The organism is Amycolatopsis sp. NPDC049691 (genome assembly GCF_040675005.1).
Taxonomy (GTDB): domain Bacteria; phylum Actinomycetota; class Actinomycetes; order Mycobacteriales; family Pseudonocardiaceae; genus Amycolatopsis.
In genome coordinates this window covers 292,502-315,997 of record NZ_JBFANX010000001.1, presented here as the reverse complement: position 1 = coordinate 315,997, position 23,496 = coordinate 292,502, and the positions used below count along the sequence as shown (strand labels likewise).

The following is a 23,496-nucleotide window of genomic DNA, read 5'->3' as shown; positions in this document are numbered from 1 at the left end:
CCGCGTGCCCATCGACCCCGCGGTCGCGATCGGCGCCGAGATCGGCGAGGTGAACTTCGCCTGGACGTCGTCGGACGTGCTGCTCTACCACCTGGCGCTGGGGGCCGGCCCGGACGAGCTGCGCTACACCTACGAGCAGGACCTGGTGGTGCTGCCGACGTTCGCGACGGTCGCGGCGAACCTGCGCGTGTTCGACCCGCCGTCGGTGTCGTTCCCCGGCGTCGAGATCGACCTGGCGAAGGTGCTGCACGGCAAGCAGGAGATCACCCTGCACCGGCCGATCCCGACGTCGGGCAAGGCGGTGGCCCGCTCGCGGATCGCGGACGTGTACGACAAGGGCAAGGCGGCGGTGGTGGTCCAGGAGGTGGCGGTCACGTCGTCCTCGGGGGATCCACTGTGGACGGCCCGGTCGAGCATCTTCGCCCGCGGCGAAGGCGGTTTCGGCGGCTCGCGGGGTCCGTCCGACCGGCTTTCCCGGCCTGATCGGGAGCCGGACGTCGTGCTCGAGACGCCGACGCTGCCGCAGCAGGCGTTGCTGTACCGGCTGTGCGGCGACCGGAACCCGCTGCACGCGGACCCGGCGTTCGCGCGGGCGGCCGGGTTCGACCGGCCGATCCTGCACGGGCTGTGCACGTACGGGATCGTGGCGCGGGTGCTGGTGAACGAGTTCCTGGACGGCGACCCGGCGCGGGTGGCGTCGTTCTCGGCGAAGTTCGCCGGGGTGGTGTTCCCGGGCGAGACGCTCCGGACGCGGGTGTGGCGTTCGTCCGATCGGTTGCTCGTGACGACGTCGGCGGTGGAGCGTGACGACGCGCCGGTGCTGGCGGACACGGTTCTGGTGCCCACTTCGTGAGACCGTCCCGGCCGTCGCCCGCTACCGTGGAGGGGTGACTTCGGAATACTTCGTGGTGCGGGGAACGGTCGAACACGGCGACGAGCGCGGCCGCGAGCTGGGCTTTCCGACGGCGAACATCGCCCTGCGCGACCAGGCGGGCTCGATCGGCGACGGAGTGTGGGCGGGCTGGGTCCGCAGGGCGGACGGAACGCACCTCCCGGCGGCGATCTCGGTCGGCCGCCGCCCGACGTACTACGGAGCGGACGGCTACCGGCTCCTGGAGGCCCACGTTCTGGACTTCACCGGCGATCTGTACGGCGAGACGCTCGTGGTGTGGCTGGGGTCGCACCTGCGGGAGCAGCAGAAGTACGCGTCGGCGGAGGACTTGATCACGGCACTGAAGAACGACATCGCTGCGGCGGGCCAGTGGACGGCCGAGCACCCGGCGGCTTCGCTGCCATCGGCCGGCGAAAGCCCGCTGGGAGAGGTCCGCCGAGTCGAAGGCTGACCCGGGTCTGCCGCGGCTTGTCGTGAGGGTTTGGGGCGGGTTCTGACCGCCCTGAAACTCACGAGGTCAGAGGGCCGCCGCCAGCATCATGTAGCCCATTCCGGCGCCCATCACCGCTCGGCAGACCGCTCGCGAGGCCTGCCCCGGGTTCGCAGGTCCGGACCCCACCATCGGGACTGCCCGGCTCCAGCCCGCTGCCGAGCCACGCAATGCCAGTGCCCCGGCTCGGGCCGCGTCGATCACGAAATACCCCGCCGCTGCCACCGCGAGCAGCGGCAACGCCAGCCGGGCGTCCATTGTGGACATCGTCAGCCAAGGTCCGTGCGCCGTCCCCCCGTGGGGCATCGCCGTCACCATGTACAGCATCGCCGCCGCCGACAGGGCGTGGTGGGCGCACCCCCGTCGGCGCCACCAGGCCACCGCGAACCAGCCCGTCGTCAGCGCCAGCACCGCCTGCCAGCCCGCCGCCGGGATCGGGCCGCCGACCGGGGAGAACATCGCCACCATCGCCACCACCAGCAGCAGCTCGGCCAGGTCGCCGTGGCGGACTCCGTGGCCCAGCCGCGCGTAGTCGAGGCGGACCAGCCGCACCACGCACGGCAGCACCAGCGCCGCGAACACCGCCGTGAGCGCCCAGTCGACCACCATCGCCAGTCGGCCTCACTCTCCGTCGTGGGTGGTGTATCCACCGTGACACCCACGACGGCCGCGCACCAGCCGTCAATGAGGTGAGGCTCAGTCACCCGTCAGGATGAGTCCACTGGTGGGCACCCCGGTACCCGCCGTGACCAGCACCCGCGCCGCGCCGCCGACCTGGTTGGCCGCCGTGCCGCGGATCTGGCGCACCCCTTCGGCGATGCCGTTCATGCCGTGGATGTACGCCTCGCCGAGCTGCCCGCCGTGCGGGTTGAGCGGCAGCTCGCCGTCGAGCTCCAGCGTGCCGCCGTCGATGAAGTCCTTCGCCTCGCCGCGGCCGCAGAAACCCAGTTCCTCCAGCTGTATCAGCACGTACGGCGTGAAGTGGTCGTACAGCACCGCGACGTCCACATCGGACGGTCCGAGCCCCGACTGCGCCCACAGCTGCCGCCCCACGACACCCATCTCCGGCAGCGCGGCCAGGTCGTCGCGGTAGTAGCTGGTCATCACGTACTGGTCGGGTCCGCTCCCCTGCGCCGCGGCGGCGATCACCGCCGGCGGCCGGGCGAGATCCCGCGCCCGGGAAAGGCTCGTCACGACCAGCGCGACCCCGCCGTCGCTCTCCTGGCAGCAGTCGAGCAGGTGCAGCGGCTCCGCCACCCAGCGCGACGCCTGGTGCTCCGCCAGCGTGATCGGCCGTTCGTGGAACCACGCGTTCGGGTTGGTCGCCGCGTGCTTGCGGTCGAGCACCGCGATCCGGCCGAAGTCCTCGCTCGTCGCGCCGTAGTCGTGCAGGTACCGCCGCGCCACCATGGCCACGGTGGCCGCCGGGGTCGCGATCCCCATCGGGTAGTGGAACGCGTTGTCCACACCGGACGAGTTGACCTGCCCCGCCGCGGCCGAGGACACCTGTCCGAACCGCATCCCCGAGCGCTCGTTGAACGCCCGGTACGCGACGACGACGTCCGCGACCCCGGTCGCCACCGCCATCGCGGCCTGCTGCACGGTCGCCGCCGCCGCGCCGCCGCCGTAGTGGATGCGGCTGAAGAACTTCAGCTCCGGGATGCCGAGTTCGCGGGCCACCGCGATTTCGGCGTTGCCGTCCATGGTGAACGACACCAGGCCGTCCACATCGGACGGCGAAAGGCCGGCGTCCGCCAGCGCGTGCGAGATGCATTCGGCCGCCAGCCGCAGTTCGCTGCGACCGGAGTCCTTGGAGAACTCCGTCGCGCCGATCCCCGCGATGGCCGCCCGGCCCGAGAGCGTCACGGCAGCGTCACCTCCACGGTCCCGGCGACGTGCTCGCCGAGACTGTCCACTCCGGACACCGAGACGACGACGTCACGACCCGAAGCCGAGACCACCCGGCCGGTGAACGTCAGCGTGTCGTAGGCGTAGCACGGCACGCCGAGCCGGATCTTGATCGACCGGATCAGCGCCTCCGGCCCGGCCCAGTCCGACACGAACCGCTGCACCAGGCCGGTGTCGGTGAGGATGTTGAGGAAGATGTCCTTCGAACCGCGCGCCACCGCGGCATCGCGGTCGTGGTGCACGTCCTGGAAGTCGCGGGTCGCCAGCGCCGTGCTGACGACGAACGTCGGCGTCGCCTCGATCGTCAGCGGCGGCAGCTCGGTCCCTTCGGTGACGGTCATCGGGCCACCTTCCACGCGGGCAGGGTCAGGTCGTCGTCGACGCGCACGAACGCCGCCACCACCGGCAGTCCGATGTGGACCTCCGCGGGTGTGGCGTCCAGCAGCTCGGCCAGCACCCGGACCCCTTCCTCCAGCTCCACCAGTGCGACGACGAACGGCAGCTCCTTGCCCGGCACGGGCGGGTGGTGGTGCACGACGTAGGAGAACACGGTCCCGCGGCCACTCGCGACGACGTAGTCCGGCTTCGCGTCGAGCGCGCCGTCCGGCGGCATCGGCCCCGGCGGGTGCCGCAGCGTCTCGCCCCACCGCTGGATGCGCAGTTCGCCCTGGCGGAGGCCCTCCCAGAAGAACTCCGTGTCCCGGCTGATCACCGGCCGCAGCACCGGCGCGGGCGGCGGCTTCGGCGCGGGCGGGCGGAACTTCAGCACCCGGAACATCATCTCCGCGACGGCTTCCGCGCCGACGTACCAGGTCATCCGGGTGGTGACGAACCAGCCCTCGCCTAGCGCGGTCCGCTTCGGACCGACGACGCTCTCCAGCCGGGTCCGCGCTTCGACCTGCTCGCCCGGACGCAGGTAGCGGTGGTAGGTCTGTTCGGAGTTCGTCGCGACGACGGAGGTGAACCCGGCCTCGTCGAGCAGTTCCATCATCAGGCCGAGCGGGTCGTCGCTCCCGCGCGGGACGTTGAGCCCGCCCATCGTCCACACCTGCGCCATCGCCGGCGGCGCGACCAGTCCCTTGTGGACGCTACGCGCGGCGAACTCCAGGTCGGTGTAGACGGGGTTGGTGTCCCCGATCGCCTCGACCCAGTTGTTCACCATGGCCTGGTTCACGGGATCGCGGGCGAGGCGTGGCGCGCACTCCCCACGGGCGGCGATCTCCTCGGCGGTCGTCAAGATGTCGGTCATCGCGGCACCCTCGGCAGGCCCAGGCCGATCGAAGCGATCAGCTCCCGTTGGATTTCGCTGACCCCGCCACCGAACGTCAGCACGATGTTGCGCTTGGCGGAGACGTCGAGCCACTCCGCCAGCTCGGCGGTGTCCGGATCGGCTAGGTCGCCGTGGCGCGCGACGAGTTCTTCGAGGTTCCGGCCGATCCGCTGGATGACCTCGGAGCTGAAGACCTTGGTCGCCGACGCGTCCGCGACGGCCACCGGCGCGCTCGCCGAGGACACCGCGACCTGCCAGTTGAGCAGCTCGTTCACCCGCGTCACCGCCATGGCGTCGGCCAGCACGGCCCGGACGTCGGCGAGGTCGAGCAGGCCGTGGGCGGCGGCCCAGGCGCGCACGCGGTCGTACAGCCCGCCGATCCGCCCGGCCGGGCCGAGCATGACGCGCTCGTGGTTGAGCTGCGTCGTGATCAGCCGCCAGCCCTCGTTCTCCTTGCCCACCAACCGGTTCACCGGCACGCGGACGTCCGAATAGTACGTCGCGTTGACGTGGTGGGCGCCGTCGCAGGTGATGATCGGCGTCCACGAGTAGCCGGGGTCGCTCGTGTCCACGATGAGGATCGAGATGCCCTTGTGCCGCGGCGCGTCGGGCGCGGTCCGGACGGCGAGCCAGATGTAGTCGGCGTCGTGGCCGCCGGTGGTGAAGATCTTCTGGCCGTTGACGACGTATTCGTCGCCGTCGCGCACCGCGGTCGTCCGCAGGGCCGCGAGGTCGGTGCCCGCTTCCGGCTCGGTGTAGCCGATCGCGAAGTGGATCTCCCCCGCCAAAATGCGAGGCAGGAAGAACGCCTTCTGCTCGTCGGTGCCGAACTGCTGCAGCGTCGGCCCGACGGTCTGCAGCGTCACCGACGGCAACTGGACGTCGGCGCGCACGGCCTCGTCGACGAACAGGTGCTGTTCGATCTCGCCGAAGCCCTGCCCGCCGTGTTCGACCGGCCAGCCGACGCCGAGCCTGCCGTCGCGGCCCATCCGGCGGACGATCGCGCGGAACACGGGCCCGTGCCGCTCGCGCCGCATCGCGCGTCGTTCCTCGGGGCTGATCAGCCCGGCGAAGTACGCGCGCAGTTCGGCGCGCAGCTCTTTCTGCGCCGCGGTCAGTTCGACGTGCATCCGCTCACCCCGCCACTCGTTCGCCGAGCCTGCCGAGCCGGTGCGCGGCGCCGCCGAGCGCCCGGCCGAGGTCCTTCACCTGCGACGAATACCGGTGCAGGGGATAGGTTTCGTCGACGCCGACCCCGCCGTGCAGGTGGTGGCAGGTCGCCAGTGCCACCGGCGCCTGGGTCGCGAACCAGTAGGCGGCGACGTCCAGTTCGGCGTCCGCGTCGAGACCGGCCGCCAGCCGCCACACCGCGGACGTCACGGCCAGGTGGACGGTCCGCGCGGCCACGTAGACGTCGGCGATCTGGCCCGCCACGGCCTGGAAGGTGGCGAGCGGGCGGCCGAACTGGGTGCGCTCGCCCACGTGCTTCACGGTCAGGGCCAGCGCGCCGGCCAGCAGCCCGTCCCCGAGCGCGAGCGCGCCGGCGAGCGCGAACCGGTGCAGCGCGGCGACGGCACCGCGGTCGAACAGCAGGTCGGTCTCCTCGACGGCGACGTCGGCCAGGCGCACGGTGCACTCCGGCGTCCCCGCCGAAGTGGGGGTCGGGACGAGCGTGACGCCGTCGGCGCGTGGATCGACGAGGTAGACGGCGGTGCCGTGCGGCGTCGACACGGGCGTGAGGATCCGGGTGGCCTCGGCGGCGTACGGGACGGCGGTCTTGACGCCGTTGAGCAGCCACTTCCCGCCGGCCGCCCGCGCGGTCGCGGCGGGCTCGCCGGCGAGCGGGGCGGACGGCTCGTGGCACGCCGCGGTGAGCAGGGCTTCCCCAGCGGCGACCGGCGGGAGGAACTCCGCACGCTGCTGAGGCGTGCCGAGCGTCTCGACCGGCAGGACGCCCAGCGCGAGCGTGGCGTAGGCGGGCACCGGCGCGGCGGCGCGGCCGACCTCGGTGAGGACCTGCGCGACCTCGGCGACGCCCAGGCCATCCCCTTCCAGGTCCGGCGGCAACGCGAGCGCCAGCAGGCCCGAGGAGGCGAGTGCGCGCCAGGAGTCGTCCCCCGCGCCGAGCACTTTGGCGGCGAGGGCGGCGATCTCCGTCTGCGTATCGTCAAGGGTGAAGTCCACGCCCGTCCCTCCGGGTTCGGCGCAATACTGAAACCTGTTCTAGTCTTAACCGGAAAGGGTCGGTACGGCAACCCCCGGCGGAGGACCTGGATGGCGGTGACCGAACGCGGCGGCGCGCGCCGCCGGCTGATCACCGTGCCGCCGACCGCCGGCGTGCCCGACCCGGATCCCCTCGACCTGCCCGGGCGCGGCCGGACCGTCGTCACCGACGTCGGGCCGCGCGACGCGCCCGCGCTCGTCCTGCTGCATTCGGTGGCCTGCACGGGCCTGCTGACCTGGTATCCCGCCCTCGACCGGCTGGCGCGCGACCACCGCGTCGTCGTGTTCGACCAACGGTGGCACGGGCGCGGCATCCGGTCGCCGGAGTTCCGGCTCGCCGACTGCGCCGGCGACGTCACCGCCGTCGCGGACGCGCTCGGCATCGACCGGTTCGCGCTCGCCGGGTACTCGATGGGCGGGATGGTGGCCCAGCTCGTCGCCCGCACGGAACCAGAACGTGTTACCGGACTGGTGCTCTGCTCGACCGCGAGCAACTTCCGCCGCGGGCTCCGCCAGCGGGTCGCGCTCGACGTGTTCGGCCGGACGCTGCGGCAGCTGCGCGAGCACGTGAAGCTGCCACCGGTGCCGGTCGCCGTCCCGCGCGAGCGCGTCGAGGACTACCGGTGGGGGCTGCGGGAGTTCCGGTCGACCACGCCCTGGGAGATCGCCGTCGCCGTCGACGAGATCGGCCGGTTCGACTCGACACCGTGGCTGCCCACGCTCAGGCTGCCCACCGCGGTCGTCGTGACCACGAAGGACCGGTTCATCTCCCCCGACCACCAGCGGTCGCTGGCCCGCCGGATCCCGGGCGCGGCGACGTACGAGGTCGCGGCCGGGCACGCCGCCTGCGTCCTGGCCGCCGGCCGCTGGGTGCCCGCGCTGCTCGCCGCCGTCCACTCCCTGTGAGGAAGGAATCCAGATGGGACGCTTCAGCCTGCCCGACGAGAAACCCGCCGGTCTCGACTCGCCCGTGACGGCCAAGGTCATGAAGTACGGGGCGAAAGCCCAGGTGGCGGTCTTCCGGCTGACCGGCGGGCGCGTCGGCAGCACGTGGCGGATCGGGGCCGGCTTCCGCAAGCCGGTGCCGACGCTGCTGCTGGAGCACCGCGGGCGCAAGTCCGGCCGGTTGTTCACGACGCCGCTGCTGTACCTGCGCTCCGGCGAGGACGTCGTCATCGTCGGCTCCCAGGGCGGGCTGCCGAAGCACCCGCAGTGGTACCGGAACCTGCTGGCGCACCCCGAAACCCGCGTCCACCTCAAAGGACGGCGGGACGTGCCCGTCACGGCCCGGGTGGCCGATCCGGCCGAACGCGCGCAGCTGTGGCCGCGGCTGGTCGAGCTCTACGCCGACTTCGCGAAGTACCAGGCGTGGACCGACCGGGAGATCCCGGTCGTCATCCTCAGCCCGCGGCCTTGAGCAGCCCGGCGAGGGCGTCCGGGAGCGCGTCGGCGAGCGGCCACAGGTCCTTGACGAGCTCCCGCGCGCCGAGCAGGCCGACGTGCACCTTGCCGGCGTTGGACAGCACCGTGACGTTCAGCCCGGCGCCGTGGAAGACCGGGCCGAGCGGGTAGAAGCCGGTGATCCGCGCGCCGAGCAGGTAGAGCGGCATCGGCGGGCCGGGCACGTTGGAGACGACCAGGTTGTGCACCACCGGGTGCTTTTCGGCCAGGCGCAGCGCCGAGTACGCGCGCACGGCGAGGCCGAACATCGTGGCCGCGGAGAACTGCGCCCAATCCTGCAGCATGTCGGCGTCGATGTCGTAGTGGTGGTCCTTCGACAGCCGGTTGGCCTCGGCGAGGAAGAACACGCGCGCGGCCGGGTCGTCGAGGTGGGTCGGCAGGGAAGCGAAGAACGCCGACACCTTGTTGCTGCCGTGCTCGCGTTCGGTCCGGTCGTGCACCGAAACGGGGACGGTCGCGACCAGCGGGTCGTCGGGCAGTTCGCCGCGGGCCGCGAGGAAGTCCCGCAGCGCGCCGGCGACGAGGGCGAGCACGACGTCGTTCACCGTGACGCCGAAGGCGTTCTTGACCGCCTTGATCTCGTCGAGGTCGAGCTGGGCGAAGGCGACGCTGCGGTGGCCGGTGATCGTGCCGTTCAGCGACGTCCGCGGCGCGGTGAACGGAACCGGCATCCCCTTGCCACGCAACGCTTTGCCGAGCCACCGTGGGACGAGTCCCAGCAGGTCCGGCAGCAGCCGGGCGACCTCGGCGGGCCGTCGGGCGAAGCTCTCGACGCCGGTGCGCAGCAACTGCACCGGCGACGGCAGCGCGGGGTTGCGGGCCGCCTCGACCTCCGGCATCGGCGCGTCGGGCTCGAGCCCGGCCAGGTAGGTGATCAGGCTGGCGCCGCTCACGCCGTCGACGCTGGCGTGGTGCATCTTCAGCAGCACGGCGAGCTGACCGTCGGCCAGTCCTTCGATGACGTACAGCTGCCAGAGCGGGTGCGCGCGGTCGAGCTGCTGGCCGGCGATGTGCGCGCACAGCTCGGCCAGTTCGGCGCGGTCGCCGGGGGCCGGGACGCCGATGCGGTGCACGTGGTGATCGAGGTCGAAGTCCTCGTCCTCGATCCACACGGGATGCCCGATGTTCCAGACCGGATTGTGCAGTTTGCGGCGGAACGCCGGGATCACCCGGACCCGGCGGTCGAGTTCGTCCTTGAGCTTGGCGAAGCTGTAGCCGCCGGGGACGGTCGAGCCGTCGAGCACGAGCAGCCCGCAGACGTGCAGGACCTGGGACGACGTCTCGAGGTACAGGAAGCTCGCGTCGAGGCCGCTCAGTCTCTGCATGACGGTCAGGGTAAGCCACTTCCGGCGCGCGGCGCGTCACCCTACTCGCCGGTATCATCACGCTGGTGCAGCCGAATTTCCTGATCCGTCGCGCGGTCCAGCTCGGTCTCACGGCGAACGCGCTCCGCCCGCTGCGGGCCCGGTCCACGACGATCCCGGCGTTCTTCGCGGGCTGGCTCACCAGCGAGCTGGCGCCCCAGTTCCTGGCGCTCACGGTGGCGGACTCGCTGGCCCACGTGGCGCGCCACGGCGTCCGCGACCGGTCGACGCGGGCGGGGCTCGCGATGGCCGCCGCGTCCGCGGCCGGGCTCGCCGCGCTGGTCCGGACGGGCCACGGCGCCCGTGAGGAGATCGAGAACGCGCTGACGGAGGCGCTGGGCGAGGACTACGCGGCGGAGCTGGGCCGCTCCGACCTCGGGCTGCCGTGGGGCGAGCTGGCGCTGCCGTTCCGGATGGGCGCGCCGGACGTGCGCGTGGACCGCGACATCGCGTACGCCCCGGGCGGGAAGCGGTTCCTCCTGGACGTGTACCGGCCTGCCGAGCCGGTGACGGGCGCGCCGGTGCTGCTGCAGGTCCACGGCGGCGCGTGGGTGATCGGCAACAAGGAGGAGCAGGGCCGGCCGCTGATGCGCTACCTGGCGCGCCGCGGCTGGGTGTGCGTCGCGATCAACTACCCGCTGTCCCCGACCCACCGCTGGCCGGCGCACATCGTGGCGGCGAAGCAGGCCCTGGCGTGGATCCGTTCTTCGATTTCCGCTTACGGCGGCGACCCGGACTTCGTGGCGGTGACGGGCGGTTCGGCGGGCGGGCACCTGTCGGCGCTGCTGGCGTTGTCCCAGAACGACCCGGCGTTGCAGCCGTCGTTCGAAGACGTGGACACGAGCATCCAGGCGTGCGTCCCGCACTACGGGGTGTACGACTTCGCGGCGACGTCGGGCTCGCGCGCGAGCCAGTACCGATTGGAGAGCCTGATCGCGCGCCGGGTGTTCGCGGCGGACCGGGACCCGGTGCGGCACCTCGACGACTACATCGCGGCATCGCCGTTGGACCGGATTTCCTCGGACGCACCGCCGTTTTTCGTGATCCACGGACGGGACGATTCGCTGGTGCCGGTGCGGGAGGCCCGCGAGTTCGTGCGGCGGTTGCGGGAGAAGTCGCGGCAGCCGGTGGCTTATGCGGAGCTGGCGGGGGCGCAGCACGCGTTCGACGTGTTCACTTCGGTGCGTTCGGCGCACGTGGTCCGCGGGGTGGCGCGCTTCCTGGACTTCACTTACAACGCTTGGAAAGCCGAGAACCGGTAGCGCGGACCAGAGGTGCCCATCATGCGAGGCGGAGAGAACTTCGGCCATCTGAGAACCATCGACAGGAAGCTTGCCCGCCTTGGCGCCTCCGCCGACAACCTTGTCGTCAACGAGCCGAATGCCTCCATGGTCAAATCCCGGCAATTCGTCGAACGGATGACTCAGATCCTCTGGGACCGAAGCATCACGGGCACCGGTGCCAGACCCCTCAATCAGCGCATCACCATCCTGGAGAGCAGAGGGGTAATCGACAGCGAAACCTGCGCATTGTTCCATAGCGTCCGCCTGGGAGGCAACAAAGCTGTCCATGAGTTCGACGAGTCACGCGCCGAGGCCTTCAGACTGGTGCGCGCATGCCACATACTCGGCAACTGGTTTGAATCAGCACTGCATTCTGATCATCAGCCAAGGATCTATACACCGCCGACACCTCAGGAGCTGGGCTACGACAGGATCGACAAGACAGGGGCATATCGCCTGGTCGATCTCACGGTCCCAGCACATCGACCCGGGTTGGAGTTCTCATTCGACGAGAGCTTCCCGCCAGCCGGCCGGTCATGGCGGTACACCGAACAGCGGCTTCGGGAACTGGACGACGAAGGTCGCATAGCCCGAAGCGCGTCCGGTCGCCCCTTACTGAAGCGGTACTTCCACGAGACATACAACAGTTGATCCCGTACCCAGCACACTGAGGCGGGAAAGCTGATCGACGGCGTTGTTCGAATTATACGCACCCAGCACCGTGCCTCGGCGCTGGACCGACAGGTCGAGCGGCCGCACCGGCGAGCCGAGCCCGCGACTGATCAGTAGGCCAGGTCGACCGGGCTTGCCGACGGCGGACCGTCCAAGCGCCACTCCGTTCCCTCGCGGATGAACCGGTACCAGCGCGCGTCGCGGCCGTAGCGCAGCTGCAGGTCCCCTTGGGTCAGGCGGTTGCGCCAGACCTTCGGTGTTCCCGGCAGTCCGGCCTCGGTCAGGACGGCCTGCGCCTCCGCCAGGGGGCCAGGGCCCGGCTGCCACGTCTCCCTCAGCGCCGCCAAGCCGCCGCGGCCTGCTTCGCGCCAGGCCTCCGCCCACCTCGTCAAGTCGCGGGCCGGCACTCCCGCTGCCGTGGCCAGCGCGGCTGTCTCCGAGGCCGGGCGGGTCGATGCGCGGCGGGCCAGGTCCTCCTCGAACGTCAGCTCGGCCGCCGTCGCGCCGGTGACCAGGAGGTCGCGGGCCAGGGAGGCCGCGTCGGCCGCCAGGCCGGCGAGCGCCGCCGCCGTCCAGCCGGTGCTCGGCGGCGGGTCCAGGTCCAGGACCGCCGGTGGCCCGGCCACGCGCGGTGGCGGGGGCAGCGCCGGGATCGCGCCCGGGCGGCGTGCGTAGGCCGCGCGGGGCGTCAGGCCCTCGTCGACGCGCTTCGGCAGCTGCGGTTTCTCGCCGCGCGCCGGCGAGCGGCGGGCCCGCAGCTCGGCCAGGACGTCCGCCCGCGGGCGGCCGCGCAGCAGGAACAACGTGAACGGGTCGCGGTCCACCTCGTCGGCGACCAGGTAGTACACCGCGGCCACGTGCTTGCACGGGTTCGCCGAGTCCGGGCACGAACACCGCGGCCGCAGGTCGCCCGGGCCGGGCAGCAGGTCGGCGCCCGCCTCGCGGGCCTGCTCGGCCAGTGCGCCCGGCAGCTCGCCGTCGAGCAGCGCGGCCGCGTGGCCGAGCTGCGTGCCGACCACGCCGAGCAGGGTGTCCCACTCGCCGTCGGTGAAGGTGCGCATCGCGATGGTCACCTTGTACGGCTGCGGCCGGCTGCCCCGCACCCGCGCCGTCATCTCCCCGGCGCCGAAGTGCAGCTCGGTGACCGTGCCCTTGCGCGCGTACGTCCGCCCGCGCGGCAGCCGGTTCGGGTCGAGCTTGGCGCGCTGTTCCAGGGCGTCGACCCAGGCGCGGCCCCACCACGTCGTGCCGAAGTTGCGCCTCGGGGGCATCATCCACTCCCGAGGCGGACCAGGTCGGCGAGCTCGTCGTCGGAGAGTTCGGTGATCCAGTCCTCCCCCGCGCCGACGATCGACTCCGCCAGCCCGCGCTTCTTTTCCAGCACCTGCGCGATCCGCTCCTCCAGGGTGCCCTCGGCGATCAGGCGGTGGACCTGGACCGGCCGGTCCTGGCCGATGCGGTAGGCGCGGTCGGTGGCCTGGTCCTCGACCGCCGGGTTCCACCAGCGGTCGTAGTGGATGACGTGGGTGGCGCGGGTCAGGTTGAGCCCGACGCCGCCGGCCTTGAGCGAGAGCAGGAAGACGGGGATTTCGCCGGCCTGGAACCGGTCGACCATGTCCTGGCGTTTCGCGGGCGAGCTTTCGCCGGAGAGCACCTCGGTGGGCAGGCCGCGTTCGGTGAGACGTCGTTCGAGGAGCCGGCAGAGCTGGACGTACTGGCTGAAGACGAGCACGCTCTCGCCCTCGTCGAGGATGACGTCCACCAGCTCTTCGAACGCGGCGAGCTTGCCGGACCGCCCGGTGAGCGCGCCGTGCGGTTCCTTGAGGAACTGGGCGGGGTGGTTGCAGATCTGCTTGAGCTCGGTGAGCAGCTGCAGGACCTGCCCACGGCGCTTGATGCCCTGCGTCTCGCGGATTTCGGCGAGGTTTTCGCGCACGACGGCTTCGTAAAGCGTGGTCTGCTCGGCGGTGAGCGGGACGAACCGGTCGGTCTCGGTCTTGGGCGGCAGTTCCGGAGCGATGTCCGGGTCGGACTTGCGCCGGCGCAGCAGGAACGGCCGGACGGTGGTGGCGAGCCGCTCGGTGACGGCCTTGTCCCGGTCGCGTTCGATCGGGCGCGCCACCGTCCGGCGGAAGCGGTCGAGCGGACCCAGCAGGCCGGGGGTGGTCCAGTCCACAATGGACCACAGTTCGGTGAGCCGGTTCTCGACCGGGGTGCCGGTGAGGGCGACCTTGGCGCGGGCGGGGACCTTGCGAAGCTCCTTGGCGGTGGCCGAGAGGGGATTCTTGACGTGCTGCGCCTCGTCCGCGGCGACGAGCCCCCAGTCCACTTCGGACAGTGTCTCCCGGTCGCGCCGGAGGACGCCGTAGGTGGCGAGGACGACCTCGTCGGGGGCGAGGTCGTCGAGGTGGCGGCTGCCGCCGTGGAACCGCCGGACGGGGATTTCGGGGGCGAAGCGGGCGAACTCGCGTTCCCAGTTGCCGAGGAGCGAGGTCGGGCAGAGGACGAGGGTGGGCCCCGGCGCCGTCGCACGGCGGTGCAGGTGCAACGCGATCAGCTGGATCGTCTTGCCCAGCCCCATGTCGTCGGCCAGACACGCACCCAGCCCCAGCCCCGTCATCGTGGCCAGCCACGCCAGCCCCGCCTGCTGGTACGGCCGCAACGTCGCCCGCAGCCCCGCCGGTGCCGCCACGTCACCCGACGCCCGGTCGCGGATCCGCGCGACCAGATCGTCCAGTACCGGCGGTGCCGTGAACTCCACGCGCTCGCCGTCCAGTTCCAGCTCGCCCGTCAACGCCGCCGCCAGGGCCTCGCCCGCCGCCAGCTTGCGCGCGCGGCCGCGCACCTTGGCCAGCAGCTGCGGGTCCACCCGCACCCACTGCCCCCGCAGCCGGACCAACGGCCGCTTCGCCTCGGCCAGCGCCGCGACCTCCGACGGCGTCAGCTGCTCCCCGCCCAGGCTGAGCTGCCAGCGGAACTCCAGCAGGCTCCGCAGCGCGAACTCCGCCTCCGTCACGCTCGCCGGGGCCTGGGTCGCGCTCGCCTTCGCCTTCACTTCGCCCGCGAACAGTCCCTTCGACCACAGCACCTCGATGCCCGCGCCGCCCAGCTCGCGCGCGCCGTCCGTGAGCAGGTCGACGACCTCGTCGTCGGACAGTTCCAAGGACGCCGGTGCCGGCTGGGCCAGCACCCGCCCCAGGGGTGCCCACGCGCGGGCGCCGCGGCGCAGGCCCAGCAGCAGCTGCGTCTCCACCTGGTCGCCGAGGCGGTTCAGCACCGCGTCCGGTGCGTCCCACAGCGTCGCCGCCTCCACCACCAGGCTCGGCTCCGCCATGCTCCGCACCGCCAGCACCCCGGCGAACGAGTCGTCGTCCAGGCCCTCGACCCGCAGCAGCACCTGGACGCCCCGCGGTTCCCGGGCCTCCAGCTCGGCCAGCCAAGCCGCGCCGTCCGGGCCGAGCAGCGCCGGTTCGCGCGCCGCGAACGCCGGGTCGCCCGCGCCGACCGGGGCCGCCGGGCTGCGCGCCAGCAGGTCGGCCGTCGCGTCCCAGAGCGCGCGGACCAGGGAGTCCGGTGAGTGGAGGCGGATGCGTTTCAGCCCGGTCAGCGGCAGCGCGTACGCCTCCGGCGGCAACGCACCGGCGAGCCCGCGCAACAGCTCTTCGTCGGCCGCGTCCAACGGCCCGATCCGCCACGCCGCCGCCCCGGCCGGGGAGACGGCGGGCCGCAGCCGGCCGCGCGCGACGAGGTTCACCCCCGCGTTGACGGCCGCCGCCCACGCCGCGACCGCCGGGCTCGCCTCCTCCCCCGCCGACAGGAGCCGGGGCAGGGCGCGTTCCAGCGGGACCAGCTCCGCCTCGACCTTCGTCCGCGCGAACTTGGCGCCCCGGGGCAGCACGAGCTCGATCGTGGTCCCGCCGGCCACGTCGTCGCCCCACAGGGCCAGCACGCCGTCCCGCGGGGGATCCGCGGGAAGGTAGGTGGCCCGGGTGTCTGCGCTGAACTCCACGACGGCAACGCTAGAACACGCCCCCGACAGTTTCGGGACCGACGGCGCGAACGGTCCGTTCGCGCCCTCCGGAAGATCACCGCGGCAGGCGCAGCAGCCGTTCCGCCGTCAGCGACCGCAGCACCTGCGTCGTCCCGCCCGCGATGGACAGGCACCGCGTCAGCAGGAACTCGTGCTGCGCCGGACCGCCGGCCACCAGCGCACCCGCGCCCGCCAGTTCCAGCGCGAACTCCGCGACGTCCTGCCGGTGCGCGACCCCGAGCAGCTTCCGCACGCTCGACTCCGCGCCCGGGTCCTGCCCCGCCAGCCGGCGCCGGGCCGCCCGCAGGTCGAGCACCGATCCGGCGACCCCGTCGGCCACCAGCGAGCCGAGCCGGTCCAGTGCGACGTCGTCCAGCGCCGCGGCGTCCACAGTGGACACCAACGACTGGACGCTCTCCCCCACCGCCGACCCGCTCCCGATGGCGACCCGCTCGTTCGCCAGCGTCGTGCGCGCCAGCCGCCACCCACCGCCCGGGACGCCGACGACGTCGGCGTCCGGGACGAACACGTCGTCGAGGAACACCTCGTTGAACACGGCCTCCCCGGTGATCTCGCGCAGCGGCCGCGTCGTGATGCCCGGAGCGCGCATGTCCACCAGGAAGTACGTGATCCCCTGGTGCTTGGGCGCGTCCGGGTCGGTGCGCGCCAGGCAGATGCCCCAGTCGGCTTCGCGGGCGAGCGACGTCCACACCTTCTGCCCGGTCAGCCGCCAGCCGCCGTCGACGCGCCGCGCCGCCGTCCGCAGCGACGCCAGGTCCGACCCGGCGCCGGGCTCGCTGAACAGCTGGCACCAGGTGAGCTCGCCCCGCAGGGTCGGCCGGGCGAACCGCGCGCGCTGCTCGTCACTGCCGTGCTCGAGGATCGTCGGCACGGCCCACGCCCCGATCACCAGGTCCGGGCGGCGGACCCCGGCGGCGGCGAGCGCGCCGTCGATCCGCAGCTGCTCCGCGGCGTCGGCACCCCGGCCGTGGGGCGGCGGCCAGTGCGGCGTGAGCAGCCCCGCGTCCGCCAAGGCGGCCCGTTGCGACGGCCCGGGCAGCGCCGCGATCCGGGCCACTTCCTCCGTCAGCGAAGGGTCTTCGCCGACGTCGACGCCCAAAGTGCGTTCGGTCCCGGCGAGAGCCAGCGAAGCCGCCTCACGGCGCCACGGGCCCGAGCCCCCGAGCCACTGCCGCAGCGCGACGGCCCGGCGCAGGTAGAGGTGGGCGTCGTGCTCCCAGGTGAACCCGATCCCGCCGAGCACCTGGACGCAGTCCTTGGCGTTGGCGACGGCCGCGTCGAGCGCGACGGCCGCCGCGCTGGCCACCGAAAGCGGGTGTTGCCCGGAAGCGGCGTCCCAGGCCAGCGCTTCGGCCGCTTCGGCGCGACAGAGCATTTCGGCGCACAGGTGCTTGACCGCCTGGAACGCCCCGATCGGCCGGCCGAACTGCTCGCGGACCTTGGCGTACTCGACGGCGACGGTCAGGCACCGCCGCGCCACGCCGGCCGCCTCGGCGGAAGCCAGCACGGCCGCGAGCGGAAGCACCGGTGGCAGGGTCAGGACCTCGGCACCGACGCCGGAGTACCGGACGCGTGCCAGCGGACGCGAGAAGTCGAACGGTGCAAGCGGCTCGACCGTCACCCCGGGCGTCCCGGGCGCGAGCAGCACGTGCCCGCCGTCGACCGGCACCAGCAGCCAGGACTCCGGGGTGGCGCCGGGCACGGGCCCGCTGACGCCGTCCTCGAGCGGCTCCAGCAGCACGGCGATCGGCGCTTCCCCTTCGGCGACCGCTTCGAGGAGTTCCTTCGCCGACGGGATCTCCGCCAGCAGGAGGCCGCCCAACGCGGTCCCGAGCACCGGGCCGGGAACGAGTTCCTCCGCCGCCGCGGCCAGTCCGGCGGCCAGATCGGCGACACTCCCCTCGGCGCCCCCGGCCGCGGCCGGCAGGGCGACACCGAAGAGGCCGAGCTCGGCGAAACCGGGCGGCAGACCGGCCCCGGTTTCCGCCGCGCGCACCGCCTCTCGCGGGTGGTGCGCGCTCGCCCAGGCGTGGATCGCCTCGGCCAGCGCGGCCTGTTCCTCGGTGAGCGCGACCGGCATGGGGCCTCCTCGCGGGACGGGATACTACTCGCGAGTGTAGAACGTGTTACAGTTTTTCGGCCAGTGGGTCGATTGTTGAACGTTTCGCCAGGCGAGGTACGCTACGTCGTGAACTGGAACAGGTTCCGGAGGACGGGGGAACACCGATGCCCGGCAAGACCAAGGCGCGCGGCAACGGCATGAGCGCGATCGGAGCCGACGAACTCGGTTCCGCCGCCCAGCGCGACCGCCGTCGCCGGATCATCGACGCCACCCTCGCCCTGGCCTCGAAGGGCGGTTACGACGCCGTCCAGATGCGCGCCGTCGCCGAGAAGGCCGACGTCGCGCTCGGCACGCTCTACCGGTACTTCCCGTCGAAGATCCACCTGCTCGTCTCCGGCCTCGCCCGCGAGTTCGAGCGCGCGCAGGAGAAGCTCGAGCGGCAGGCGATCCCCGGCGAGACGCCGGCCGAGCGGCTGATGTTCGTGCTCGGCCGCAACACCCGGCTGATGCAGCGCGACCCGCACCTGACCGAGGCGATGGTGCGGGCGTTCATGTTCGCCGACACCTCCGCCGCGGCCGAGGTCGAGCAGGTCGGACGGCTGATGGAGAACATGTTCGCCCAGGCCATGGGCATCTCCGAGCCGACCGAGGCCGACCGCGACATCTTCCACGTCGTCGCGGACGTCTGGATGGCGAACCTGGTGGCCTGGGTGACGCGCCGCGCGTCGGCCGCCGACGTCGCCAACCGCCTCGAGCTGTCGGTGCACCTCCTCCTGGACAAGTAGCCGCCGGCGGCCACCGGAGTGCGCCGCCCCGCCGCCGCCCGGCTGGACGCGCGGTCGTGTGCCGGCCCACGTCACCGACGCCGGCCGCGCGCTCGCCCCGAAGCCGCACGGCCGCGACGGCATCGTCGAAGCGATGGCGGGCCGGAGGGGCCCCTGGCCGGTCAGCGGTGCGCGGCGGCCACCTTGGCCAGCTCGTCGAGCGCCTTCAGCGTCTCCGACTCGGGCAGCGTGTCCAGCAGGAACGTGTAGCGCTCGACGCCGGCCTCGCGGAAGCCGTCGATCACCTTCGGCGTCGTCGGGCCGCCGAACACCGCGAACTGGACGTTGTCACGCCCCTGGTCGGCCAGCCAGCCCCGGACGCGCTTCGCCTCCTCGTACTTCGTGAAGCCGCGAAGCAGCCAGCCGTCGCCGTACTTGGCGAGGCGGTTCAGCGCCGCTTCGCTCTCGCCGCCGATGTAGATCGGCACGTGCGGCTTCTGGACCGGCTTCGGCCAGCTGAAGATCGGGTCGAGGTCGATGTGCCGGCCGTGGAACTCGGCCTCGTCCTTCGTCCAGATCTCCTTCAGCGCCGCCAGCTGCTCGTCCATCAGCGCGCCGCGGGTCTTCGGGTCGGTGCCGTGGTTGCGCATCTCCTCGCGGTTCCAGCCGACGCCGACGCCGAACAGGACCCGCCCGTCGGAGACGAGGTCCAGGGACGCGACCTCCTTGGCCGTGTGGATCAGGTCGCGCTGGGGCAGCAGCGCGATCCCGGTGCCGAGCAGCAGTTCCGACGTCGCCACGGCCGCCGCGCTGAGCGCCACGAACGGGTCGAGCGTGCGGTAGTACACCCGCGGCAGGTCGCCCCCGCCGGGGTAAGGGGTTTCCCGGCTGACGGGGATGTGCGAGTGCTCGGCCAGGAAGAGCGAGCCGAAGCCGCGTTCCTCCAGCGCCACGCCCAGCACGTCCGGCCGGATGCCTTCGTCGGTCACGAACGTCGAGATCCCGAATTCCATACTCAACGACTACCACCGGGTTGACACGGGGTGCAGGATGAAGTCATCTCATCATCTGTTGAATAAGGGGGCAGTCATGGACGTACAGGACGTCGACTTCGAACAGCTGTACCGGGGCACCACCCCGATGGGCCGCAAGATGCCGTGGGACCTCGGCGCGCCGCAGCCCGCGGTCGTCGCGCTGGCCGACGCCGGCGAGTTCACCGGCGACGTGCTCGACATCGGGTGCGGCCTCGGCGACAACTCGGCGTTCCTCGCCTCGCGCGGCCTGCGGGTCACCGGGCTGGACGGCGCGCCGTCGGCCATCGAGCAGGCGCGGACGCGGGCGCCGGGCGTCACCTTCGCGGTGGCCGATGCGACCAAGCTCGAAGGCTACGAAGGCCGCTTCGACACGGTCCTCGACAGCGCGCTGTACCACTGCCTGTCCGAGGACCAGCGACGTCAGTACCTCGCGGCTCTGACCCGCGCGACCCGGCCGGGCGCGACGCTGCACCTGTTCGCCTTCTCCCCCGAGGTGCCCGACGCGTTCCCGGCGCCGTACCTGATCACCGAAGCCAACCTGCGGGAGACCGTCGGCAAGGACTGGACGATCGAACGCCTCGAGCCGACCGTCTACACGACGTCGATGACGCCGGAGGAGCTGCGGCAGAGCGTGCGGATGATCCTGGACCAGGACCCGGCCGAGCTGGATCGCCTGGACACCGACAAGGACGGCCGGGTCCTGGTCCCGGTCTGGCAGCTGAAGGCGGTCCGGCGCTAGACGTTGCGCCGGTACTGGCCGCCGACCTCGAAGAACGCCTCCGTGATCTGACCGAGCGAGCACACCCGCGCGGCGTCCATCAGCACCCCGAACAGGTTGCCGCCGCGGGTGGCCGCCTCGCGCAGGTCCTTCAGCGCCTGCTGGGCCACCTCGTGGTGGCGGCGCTGGAAGTCCGCCAGCCGCGCCAGCTGGGACTTCTTCTCGTCCTCCGTGGCCCGCGCGAGCTCGACCTCCACGTCGTCCTCGCCCTCGCGCGGGTTGCGGAAGGTGTTGACGCCGATGATCGGCAGCGAGCCGTCGTGCTTCTTGCGCTCGTAGAGGATCGACTCGTCCTGGATCTTGCCGCGCTGGTAGCCGGTCTCCATCGCGCCGAGGACGCCGCCGCGCTCGCTGATCCGGTCGAACTCGGCCAGCACGGCCTCCTCGACCAGGTCGGTCAGCTCGTCGATGACGAACGAGCCCTGCAGCGGGTTCTCGTTCTTCGACAGGCCCCACTCCTTGTTGATGATCATCTGGATGGCCATCGCGCGGCGCACCGACGACTCCGACGGCGTGGTGATCGCCTCGTCGAAGGCGTTGGTGTGCAGGGAGTTCGCGTTGTCGTACAGCGCGCAGAGCGCCTGCAGCGTCGTGCGGATGTCGTTGAAGCTCATCTCCTGCGCGTGCAGCGACCGCCCGGACGTCTGGACGTGGTACTTGAGCTTCTGAGACCGCTCGTTCGCGCCGTAGCGCTCGCGCATGGCCACGGCCCAGATCCGGCGCGCCACCCGGCCGAGCACCGAGTACTCCGCGTCCATGCCGTTGGAGAAGAAGAACGACAGGTTCGGCGCGAAGTCGTCGATGTCCATGCCCCGCGCCAGGTACGACTCGACGTAGGTGAAGCCGTTGGACAGCGTGAACGCCAGCTGCGAGATCGGGTTCGCCCCGGCCTCGGCGATGTGGTAGCCGGAGATGGACACCGAGTAGAAGTTGCGGACGCCGTGCTCGATGAACCACTCCTGGATGTCGGCCATCATCCGGAGGCTGAACTCGGTGGAGAAGATGCAGGTGTTCTGGCCCTGGTCCTCCTTGAGGATGTCGGCCTGGACCGTCCCCCGGACATTGCGAAGCGCCCATTCGCGCAACTCGGCGGCCTCGGCGTCGGACGGCTCACGCCCGTGCTCCGCCTTGAACTCGTCGAGCTTCTGGTCGATCGCGGTGTTGAGGAAGAACGCCAGGATCGTCGGCGCCGGGCCGTTGATCGTCATCGACACCGAGGTGTTCGGCGCGGTCAGGTCGAAGCCGTCGTAGAGGACCTTCATGTCCTCCAGCGACGCGATCGAGACGCCGGACGTGCCGACCTTGCCGTAGATGTCCGGGCGCGTGTCGGGGTCGTGGCCGTAGAGGGTCACGGAGTCGAACGCCGTCGAGAGCCGCTTCGCCTCGGAGTCGGCCGAGAGCAGCTTGAAGCGGCGGTTGGTGCGGAAGGCGTCGCCCTCGCCGGCGAACATCCGCGCCGGGTCCTCGCCCTCGCGCTTGAACGGGAAAACCCCGGCCGTGTACGGGAAGTAGCCCGGCAGGTTCTCGCGGCGCAGGAACGACAGCAGCTCGCCGGATTCGGCGTACCGCGGCAGGGCGACGCGCGGGATCCGGTTGCCGGACAGCGTGTCGCGCCACAGCTGCGTGCGCAGCTCCTTGTCGCGGATCTTGACGACCAGCTCGTCCTGGCGGTACTCCTCGGCCAGCGCCTTGAACCGCTCGAGGAGCTTTGTCGACTCGCCGTCCACATCGGACTCGGCCGCGGCGAGCAGGCCGTCGAGCGCGTCGGTCGAGGCGTCCACCTTGGACAGTTCGGCCTTCGCCAGCGCCAGCGCCTCGCGCTTGCGGACCGCGGCGACCTGCTGTTCGGTCTTCGCGTGGTACCCGCGTACGGTCTCGGAGATCTCCGCCAGGTAGCGGGACCGGTTGCCCGGGATGATCGTCGACGCGTCGGTCGACACCTTGCCCTCGACCTTCGGCAGCGTGCCGGCCGAGACGGTCAGGCCGCGCTCGGCGAGCATGCCCCGCAGGTGCTGGTACAGCGCGGTGACGCCGTCGTCGTTGAACTTGGCGGCGCTCGTGCCGTAGACCGGCATATCTTCGGGCGCCGAGGAGAAGGCCTCGCGGTTGCGCACCAGCTGACGCGCGACGTCCCGGCGGGCGTCTTCGGCGCCGCGGCGCTCGAACTTGTTGATCGCGACGACGTCGGCGAAGTCGAGCATGTCGATCTTCTCCAGCTGCGACGCGGCGCCGAACTCCGGCGTCATCACGTACAGCGAGTTGTCGACGAAGTCGACGATGCCGGCGTCGCCCTGGCCGATGCCCGGCGTCTCGACGATCACCAGGTCGAACCCGGCCGCCTTGCAGGCCAGGATCGATTCGCTGAGCCCGGCCGGGATCTCCCCCGACGTCGTGCGCGTGGCCAGCGAGCGGAAGTAGACCGGCGAGCCGTCCAGGCAGTTCATCCGGATGCGGTCGCCGAGCAGCGCGCCGCCGCCCTTGCGCCGCGACGGGTCGACGGCGAGCACCGCGATCCGCAGCTTGTCCTCCTGGTCGAGGCGGAAGCGACGGATCAGCTCGTCGGTGAGCGACGACTTGCCCGAGCCGCCGGTGCCGGTGATGCCGAGCACCGGCACCGCCCGCTTGCCCGCGGCCTCGGTGATGCCGCTCAGCAGGTCGGCGGGCAGCTTCTCGGCCTGCAGCTGGGTGATGACGCGCGATAGCGAGGCGACGTCGCCGGAGAGCACCTTGTCCAGCGCGGGGGACTCGGCCGCGAGATCGGTGTCGCAGGCCTTGATCATCATGTTGATCATGCCCGGCAGGCCCATCTCGTAGCCGTCCTCGGGCGAGAAGATGCGGGCGACGCCGCGCGAGTGCAGCAGCTCGATCTCCTCGCGCACGATCACCCCGCCCCCGCCGCCGAAGACCTTGATGTGGCCGGCGCCGCGCTCGCGCAGCAGCTCGACCAGGTAGGAGAAGTACTCGACGTGCCCGCCCTGGTAAGCCGAGATGGCGACCCCCTGGACGTCCTCGGCGATGGCCGCGGTGGCGACCTCGTCGACCGACCGGTTGTGGCCGAGGTGGACCACCTCCGCGCCCTGGGACTGCAGGATCCGCCGCATGATGTTGATCGACGCGTCGTGCCCGTCGAAGAGGCTCGACGCGGTGACGAAGCGGACGGGGTGCACGGGGCGGTACAGCTCGCTGCTCATCCCTCCAAAATACTTTGGCTTCCTACTATTGGAAACCCGAGGACCCGTGACAC

The 23,496-nt window shown here is 71.8% G+C and carries 20 protein-coding genes; 8 read left to right on the top strand and 12 right to left on the bottom strand.

Going from position 1 to position 23,496, the window contains the following annotated elements:
* Nucleotides 1-4 precede the first annotated feature (4 nt).
* Both AB0J40_RS01555 and AB0J40_RS01550 read left to right on the top strand, forming a co-directional pair.
* Complete coding sequence (locus AB0J40_RS01555; RefSeq protein ID WP_364445994.1) at nucleotides 5-853, top strand: MaoC/PaaZ C-terminal domain-containing protein; 849 nt, start codon at nucleotides 5-7, stop codon at nucleotides 851-853.
* Between the two features lie 34 nt (nucleotides 854-887).
* Nucleotides 888-1,343 carry a riboflavin kinase gene (locus AB0J40_RS01550; protein WP_364445991.1) on the top strand — a complete coding sequence of 152 codons (456 nt, stop codon included), beginning with the start codon at nucleotides 888-890 and terminating at the stop codon, nucleotides 1,341-1,343.
* 66 nt (nucleotides 1,344-1,409) lie between these two features.
* Here the strand turns inward: AB0J40_RS01550 and AB0J40_RS01545 are convergent, their stop codons facing one another.
* The 6 genes from AB0J40_RS01545 to AB0J40_RS01520 form a co-directional block, all read right to left on the bottom strand.
* Nucleotides 1,410-1,991, bottom strand: a complete 582-nt coding sequence (locus tag AB0J40_RS01545) for a DUF5134 domain-containing protein (protein WP_364445989.1) — start codon at nucleotides 1,989-1,991, stop codon at nucleotides 1,410-1,412.
* An 87-nt stretch (nucleotides 1,992-2,078) separates the two neighbouring features.
* Nucleotides 2,079-3,248 (bottom strand): lipid-transfer protein, encoded by a 1,170-nt coding sequence (locus AB0J40_RS01540; protein ID WP_364445986.1) that lies wholly within the window; start codon nucleotides 3,246-3,248, stop codon nucleotides 2,079-2,081.
* Nucleotides 3,245-3,631 carry a MaoC family dehydratase gene (locus AB0J40_RS01535; RefSeq protein WP_364445983.1) on the bottom strand — a complete coding sequence of 129 codons (387 nt, stop codon included), beginning with the start codon at nucleotides 3,629-3,631 and terminating at the stop codon, nucleotides 3,245-3,247. Before AB0J40_RS01535 ends, AB0J40_RS01540 begins: the two co-directional genes overlap by 4 nt.
* The gene (locus AB0J40_RS01530) at nucleotides 3,628-4,539 is read right to left on the bottom strand and encodes an OB-fold domain-containing protein (RefSeq protein ID WP_364445981.1); all 912 of its coding nucleotides are present in this window, start codon (nucleotides 4,537-4,539) and stop codon (nucleotides 3,628-3,630) included. Before AB0J40_RS01530 ends, AB0J40_RS01535 begins: the two co-directional genes overlap by 4 nt.
* Entirely contained in the window at nucleotides 4,536-5,690 is a 1,155-nt protein-coding gene (locus tag AB0J40_RS01525; RefSeq protein ID WP_364445978.1) for an acyl-CoA dehydrogenase family protein, read from the bottom strand. The genes AB0J40_RS01530 and AB0J40_RS01525 overlap by 4 nt, the downstream gene beginning before the upstream one ends.
* A 4-nt stretch (nucleotides 5,691-5,694) precedes the next feature.
* On the bottom strand, nucleotides 5,695-6,744 hold the full coding sequence (locus tag AB0J40_RS01520; protein ID WP_364445976.1) for an acyl-CoA dehydrogenase family protein: 1,050 nt from the start codon (nucleotides 6,742-6,744) through the stop codon (nucleotides 5,695-5,697).
* 90 nt (nucleotides 6,745-6,834) lie between these two features.
* On the opposite strand from AB0J40_RS01520, the gene AB0J40_RS01515 reads away from it, so the two are divergent.
* Together AB0J40_RS01515 and AB0J40_RS01510 are read left to right on the top strand one after the other, a co-directional pair.
* Nucleotides 6,835-7,689 (top strand): alpha/beta hydrolase, encoded by an 855-nt coding sequence (locus AB0J40_RS01515; RefSeq protein WP_364445973.1) that lies wholly within the window; start codon nucleotides 6,835-6,837, stop codon nucleotides 7,687-7,689.
* Nucleotides 7,690-7,702: 13 nt separating this feature from the next.
* Entirely contained in the window at nucleotides 7,703-8,200 is a 498-nt protein-coding gene (locus tag AB0J40_RS01510) for a nitroreductase family deazaflavin-dependent oxidoreductase (protein ID WP_364445971.1), read from the top strand.
* On the opposite strand, the gene AB0J40_RS01505 is transcribed toward AB0J40_RS01510, so the two are convergent.
* Nucleotides 8,184-9,569, bottom strand: coding sequence for a wax ester/triacylglycerol synthase family O-acyltransferase (locus tag AB0J40_RS01505; protein ID WP_364445969.1), 1,386 nt, complete (start codon nucleotides 9,567-9,569; stop codon nucleotides 8,184-8,186). The genes AB0J40_RS01510 and AB0J40_RS01505 overlap by 17 nt on opposite strands.
* A 65-nt stretch (nucleotides 9,570-9,634) precedes the next feature.
* Here AB0J40_RS01505 and AB0J40_RS01500 point away from each other — a divergent pair, with 65 nt between their 5' ends.
* Nucleotides 9,635-10,870 (top strand): alpha/beta hydrolase, encoded by a 1,236-nt coding sequence (locus AB0J40_RS01500; RefSeq protein ID WP_364445966.1) that lies wholly within the window; start codon nucleotides 9,635-9,637, stop codon nucleotides 10,868-10,870.
* Between the two features lie 21 nt (nucleotides 10,871-10,891).
* Complete coding sequence (locus tag AB0J40_RS01495) at nucleotides 10,892-11,542, top strand: DUF4145 domain-containing protein (protein WP_364445964.1); 651 nt, start codon at nucleotides 10,892-10,894, stop codon at nucleotides 11,540-11,542.
* Between the two features lie 131 nt (nucleotides 11,543-11,673).
* Here the strand turns inward: AB0J40_RS01495 and AB0J40_RS01490 are convergent, their stop codons facing one another.
* The 3 genes from AB0J40_RS01490 to AB0J40_RS01480 all read right to left on the bottom strand — a co-directional run bounded on the left by AB0J40_RS01490 (nucleotide 11,674) and on the right by AB0J40_RS01480 (nucleotide 17,694).
* Nucleotides 11,674-12,834 (bottom strand): SWIM zinc finger family protein, encoded by a 1,161-nt coding sequence (locus AB0J40_RS01490; RefSeq protein WP_364445961.1) that lies wholly within the window; start codon nucleotides 12,832-12,834, stop codon nucleotides 11,674-11,676.
* Nucleotides 12,834-15,572, bottom strand: a complete 2,739-nt coding sequence (locus AB0J40_RS01485; RefSeq protein WP_364445958.1) for a DEAD/DEAH box helicase — start codon at nucleotides 15,570-15,572, stop codon at nucleotides 12,834-12,836. Before AB0J40_RS01485 ends, AB0J40_RS01490 begins: the two co-directional genes overlap by 1 nt.
* A gap of 76 nt (nucleotides 15,573-15,648) precedes the next feature.
* Nucleotides 15,649-17,694, bottom strand: coding sequence for an acyl-CoA dehydrogenase family protein (locus AB0J40_RS01480; RefSeq protein WP_364445955.1), 2,046 nt, complete (start codon nucleotides 17,692-17,694; stop codon nucleotides 15,649-15,651).
* A 146-nt stretch (nucleotides 17,695-17,840) separates the two neighbouring features.
* On the opposite strand from AB0J40_RS01480, the gene kstR reads away from it, so the two are divergent.
* Entirely contained in the window at nucleotides 17,841-18,461 is a 621-nt protein-coding gene (gene kstR / locus AB0J40_RS01475; RefSeq protein ID WP_091389771.1) for a cholesterol catabolism transcriptional regulator KstR, read from the top strand.
* A gap of 161 nt (nucleotides 18,462-18,622) precedes the next feature.
* Here the strand turns inward: kstR and AB0J40_RS01470 are convergent, their stop codons facing one another.
* Nucleotides 18,623-19,453 carry an LLM class F420-dependent oxidoreductase gene (locus AB0J40_RS01470; protein ID WP_364445952.1) on the bottom strand — a complete coding sequence of 277 codons (831 nt, stop codon included), beginning with the start codon at nucleotides 19,451-19,453 and terminating at the stop codon, nucleotides 18,623-18,625.
* 76 nt (nucleotides 19,454-19,529) lie between these two features.
* Between AB0J40_RS01470 and AB0J40_RS01465 the strand changes: the two genes are divergently transcribed.
* Nucleotides 19,530-20,213, top strand: a complete 684-nt coding sequence (locus tag AB0J40_RS01465; RefSeq protein WP_364445950.1) for a class I SAM-dependent methyltransferase — start codon at nucleotides 19,530-19,532, stop codon at nucleotides 20,211-20,213.
* Here the strand turns inward: AB0J40_RS01465 and icmF are convergent.
* Nucleotides 20,210-23,443, bottom strand: coding sequence for a fused isobutyryl-CoA mutase/GTPase IcmF (icmF, locus tag AB0J40_RS01460; RefSeq protein WP_364445947.1), 3,234 nt, complete (start codon nucleotides 23,441-23,443; stop codon nucleotides 20,210-20,212). The genes AB0J40_RS01465 and icmF overlap by 4 nt on opposite strands.
* Nucleotides 23,444-23,496: the final 53 nt, after the last annotated feature.

Bases quoted from the DNA above. Each gene is read 5' to 3' on its own strand.
- AB0J40_RS01530 (WP_364445981.1), bottom strand. From the start codon at position 4,539: ATGACCGACATCTTGACGACCGCCGAGGAGATCGCCGCCCGTGGGGAG.
- AB0J40_RS01535 (WP_364445983.1), bottom strand. From the start codon at position 3,631: ATGACCGTCACCGAAGGGACCGAGCTGCCGCCGCTGACGATCGAGGCG.
- AB0J40_RS01515 (WP_364445973.1), top strand. From the start codon at position 6,835: ATGGCGGTGACCGAACGCGGCGGCGCGCGCCGCCGGCTGATCACCGTG.
- AB0J40_RS01465 (WP_364445950.1), top strand. From the start codon at position 19,530: ATGGACGTACAGGACGTCGACTTCGAACAGCTGTACCGGGGCACCACC.
- kstR (WP_091389771.1), top strand. From the start codon at position 17,841: ATGCCCGGCAAGACCAAGGCGCGCGGCAACGGCATGAGCGCGATCGGA.
- AB0J40_RS01525 (WP_364445978.1), bottom strand. From the start codon at position 5,690: ATGCACGTCGAACTGACCGCGGCGCAGAAAGAGCTGCGCGCCGAACTG.
- AB0J40_RS01545 (WP_364445989.1), bottom strand. From the start codon at position 1,991: ATGGTGGTCGACTGGGCGCTCACGGCGGTGTTCGCGGCGCTGGTGCTG.
- icmF (WP_364445947.1), bottom strand. From the start codon at position 23,443: ATGAGCAGCGAGCTGTACCGCCCCGTGCACCCCGTCCGCTTCGTCACC.
- AB0J40_RS01510 (WP_364445971.1), top strand. From the start codon at position 7,703: ATGGGACGCTTCAGCCTGCCCGACGAGAAACCCGCCGGTCTCGACTCG.
- AB0J40_RS01470 (WP_364445952.1), bottom strand. From the start codon at position 19,453: ATGGAATTCGGGATCTCGACGTTCGTGACCGACGAAGGCATCCGGCCG.
- AB0J40_RS01495 (WP_364445964.1), top strand. From the start codon at position 10,892: ATGCGAGGCGGAGAGAACTTCGGCCATCTGAGAACCATCGACAGGAAG.
- AB0J40_RS01490 (WP_364445961.1), bottom strand. From the start codon at position 12,834: ATGCCCCCGAGGCGCAACTTCGGCACGACGTGGTGGGGCCGCGCCTGG.
- AB0J40_RS01505 (WP_364445969.1), bottom strand. From the start codon at position 9,569: ATGCAGAGACTGAGCGGCCTCGACGCGAGCTTCCTGTACCTCGAGACG.
- AB0J40_RS01480 (WP_364445955.1), bottom strand. From the start codon at position 17,694: ATGCCGGTCGCGCTCACCGAGGAACAGGCCGCGCTGGCCGAGGCGATC.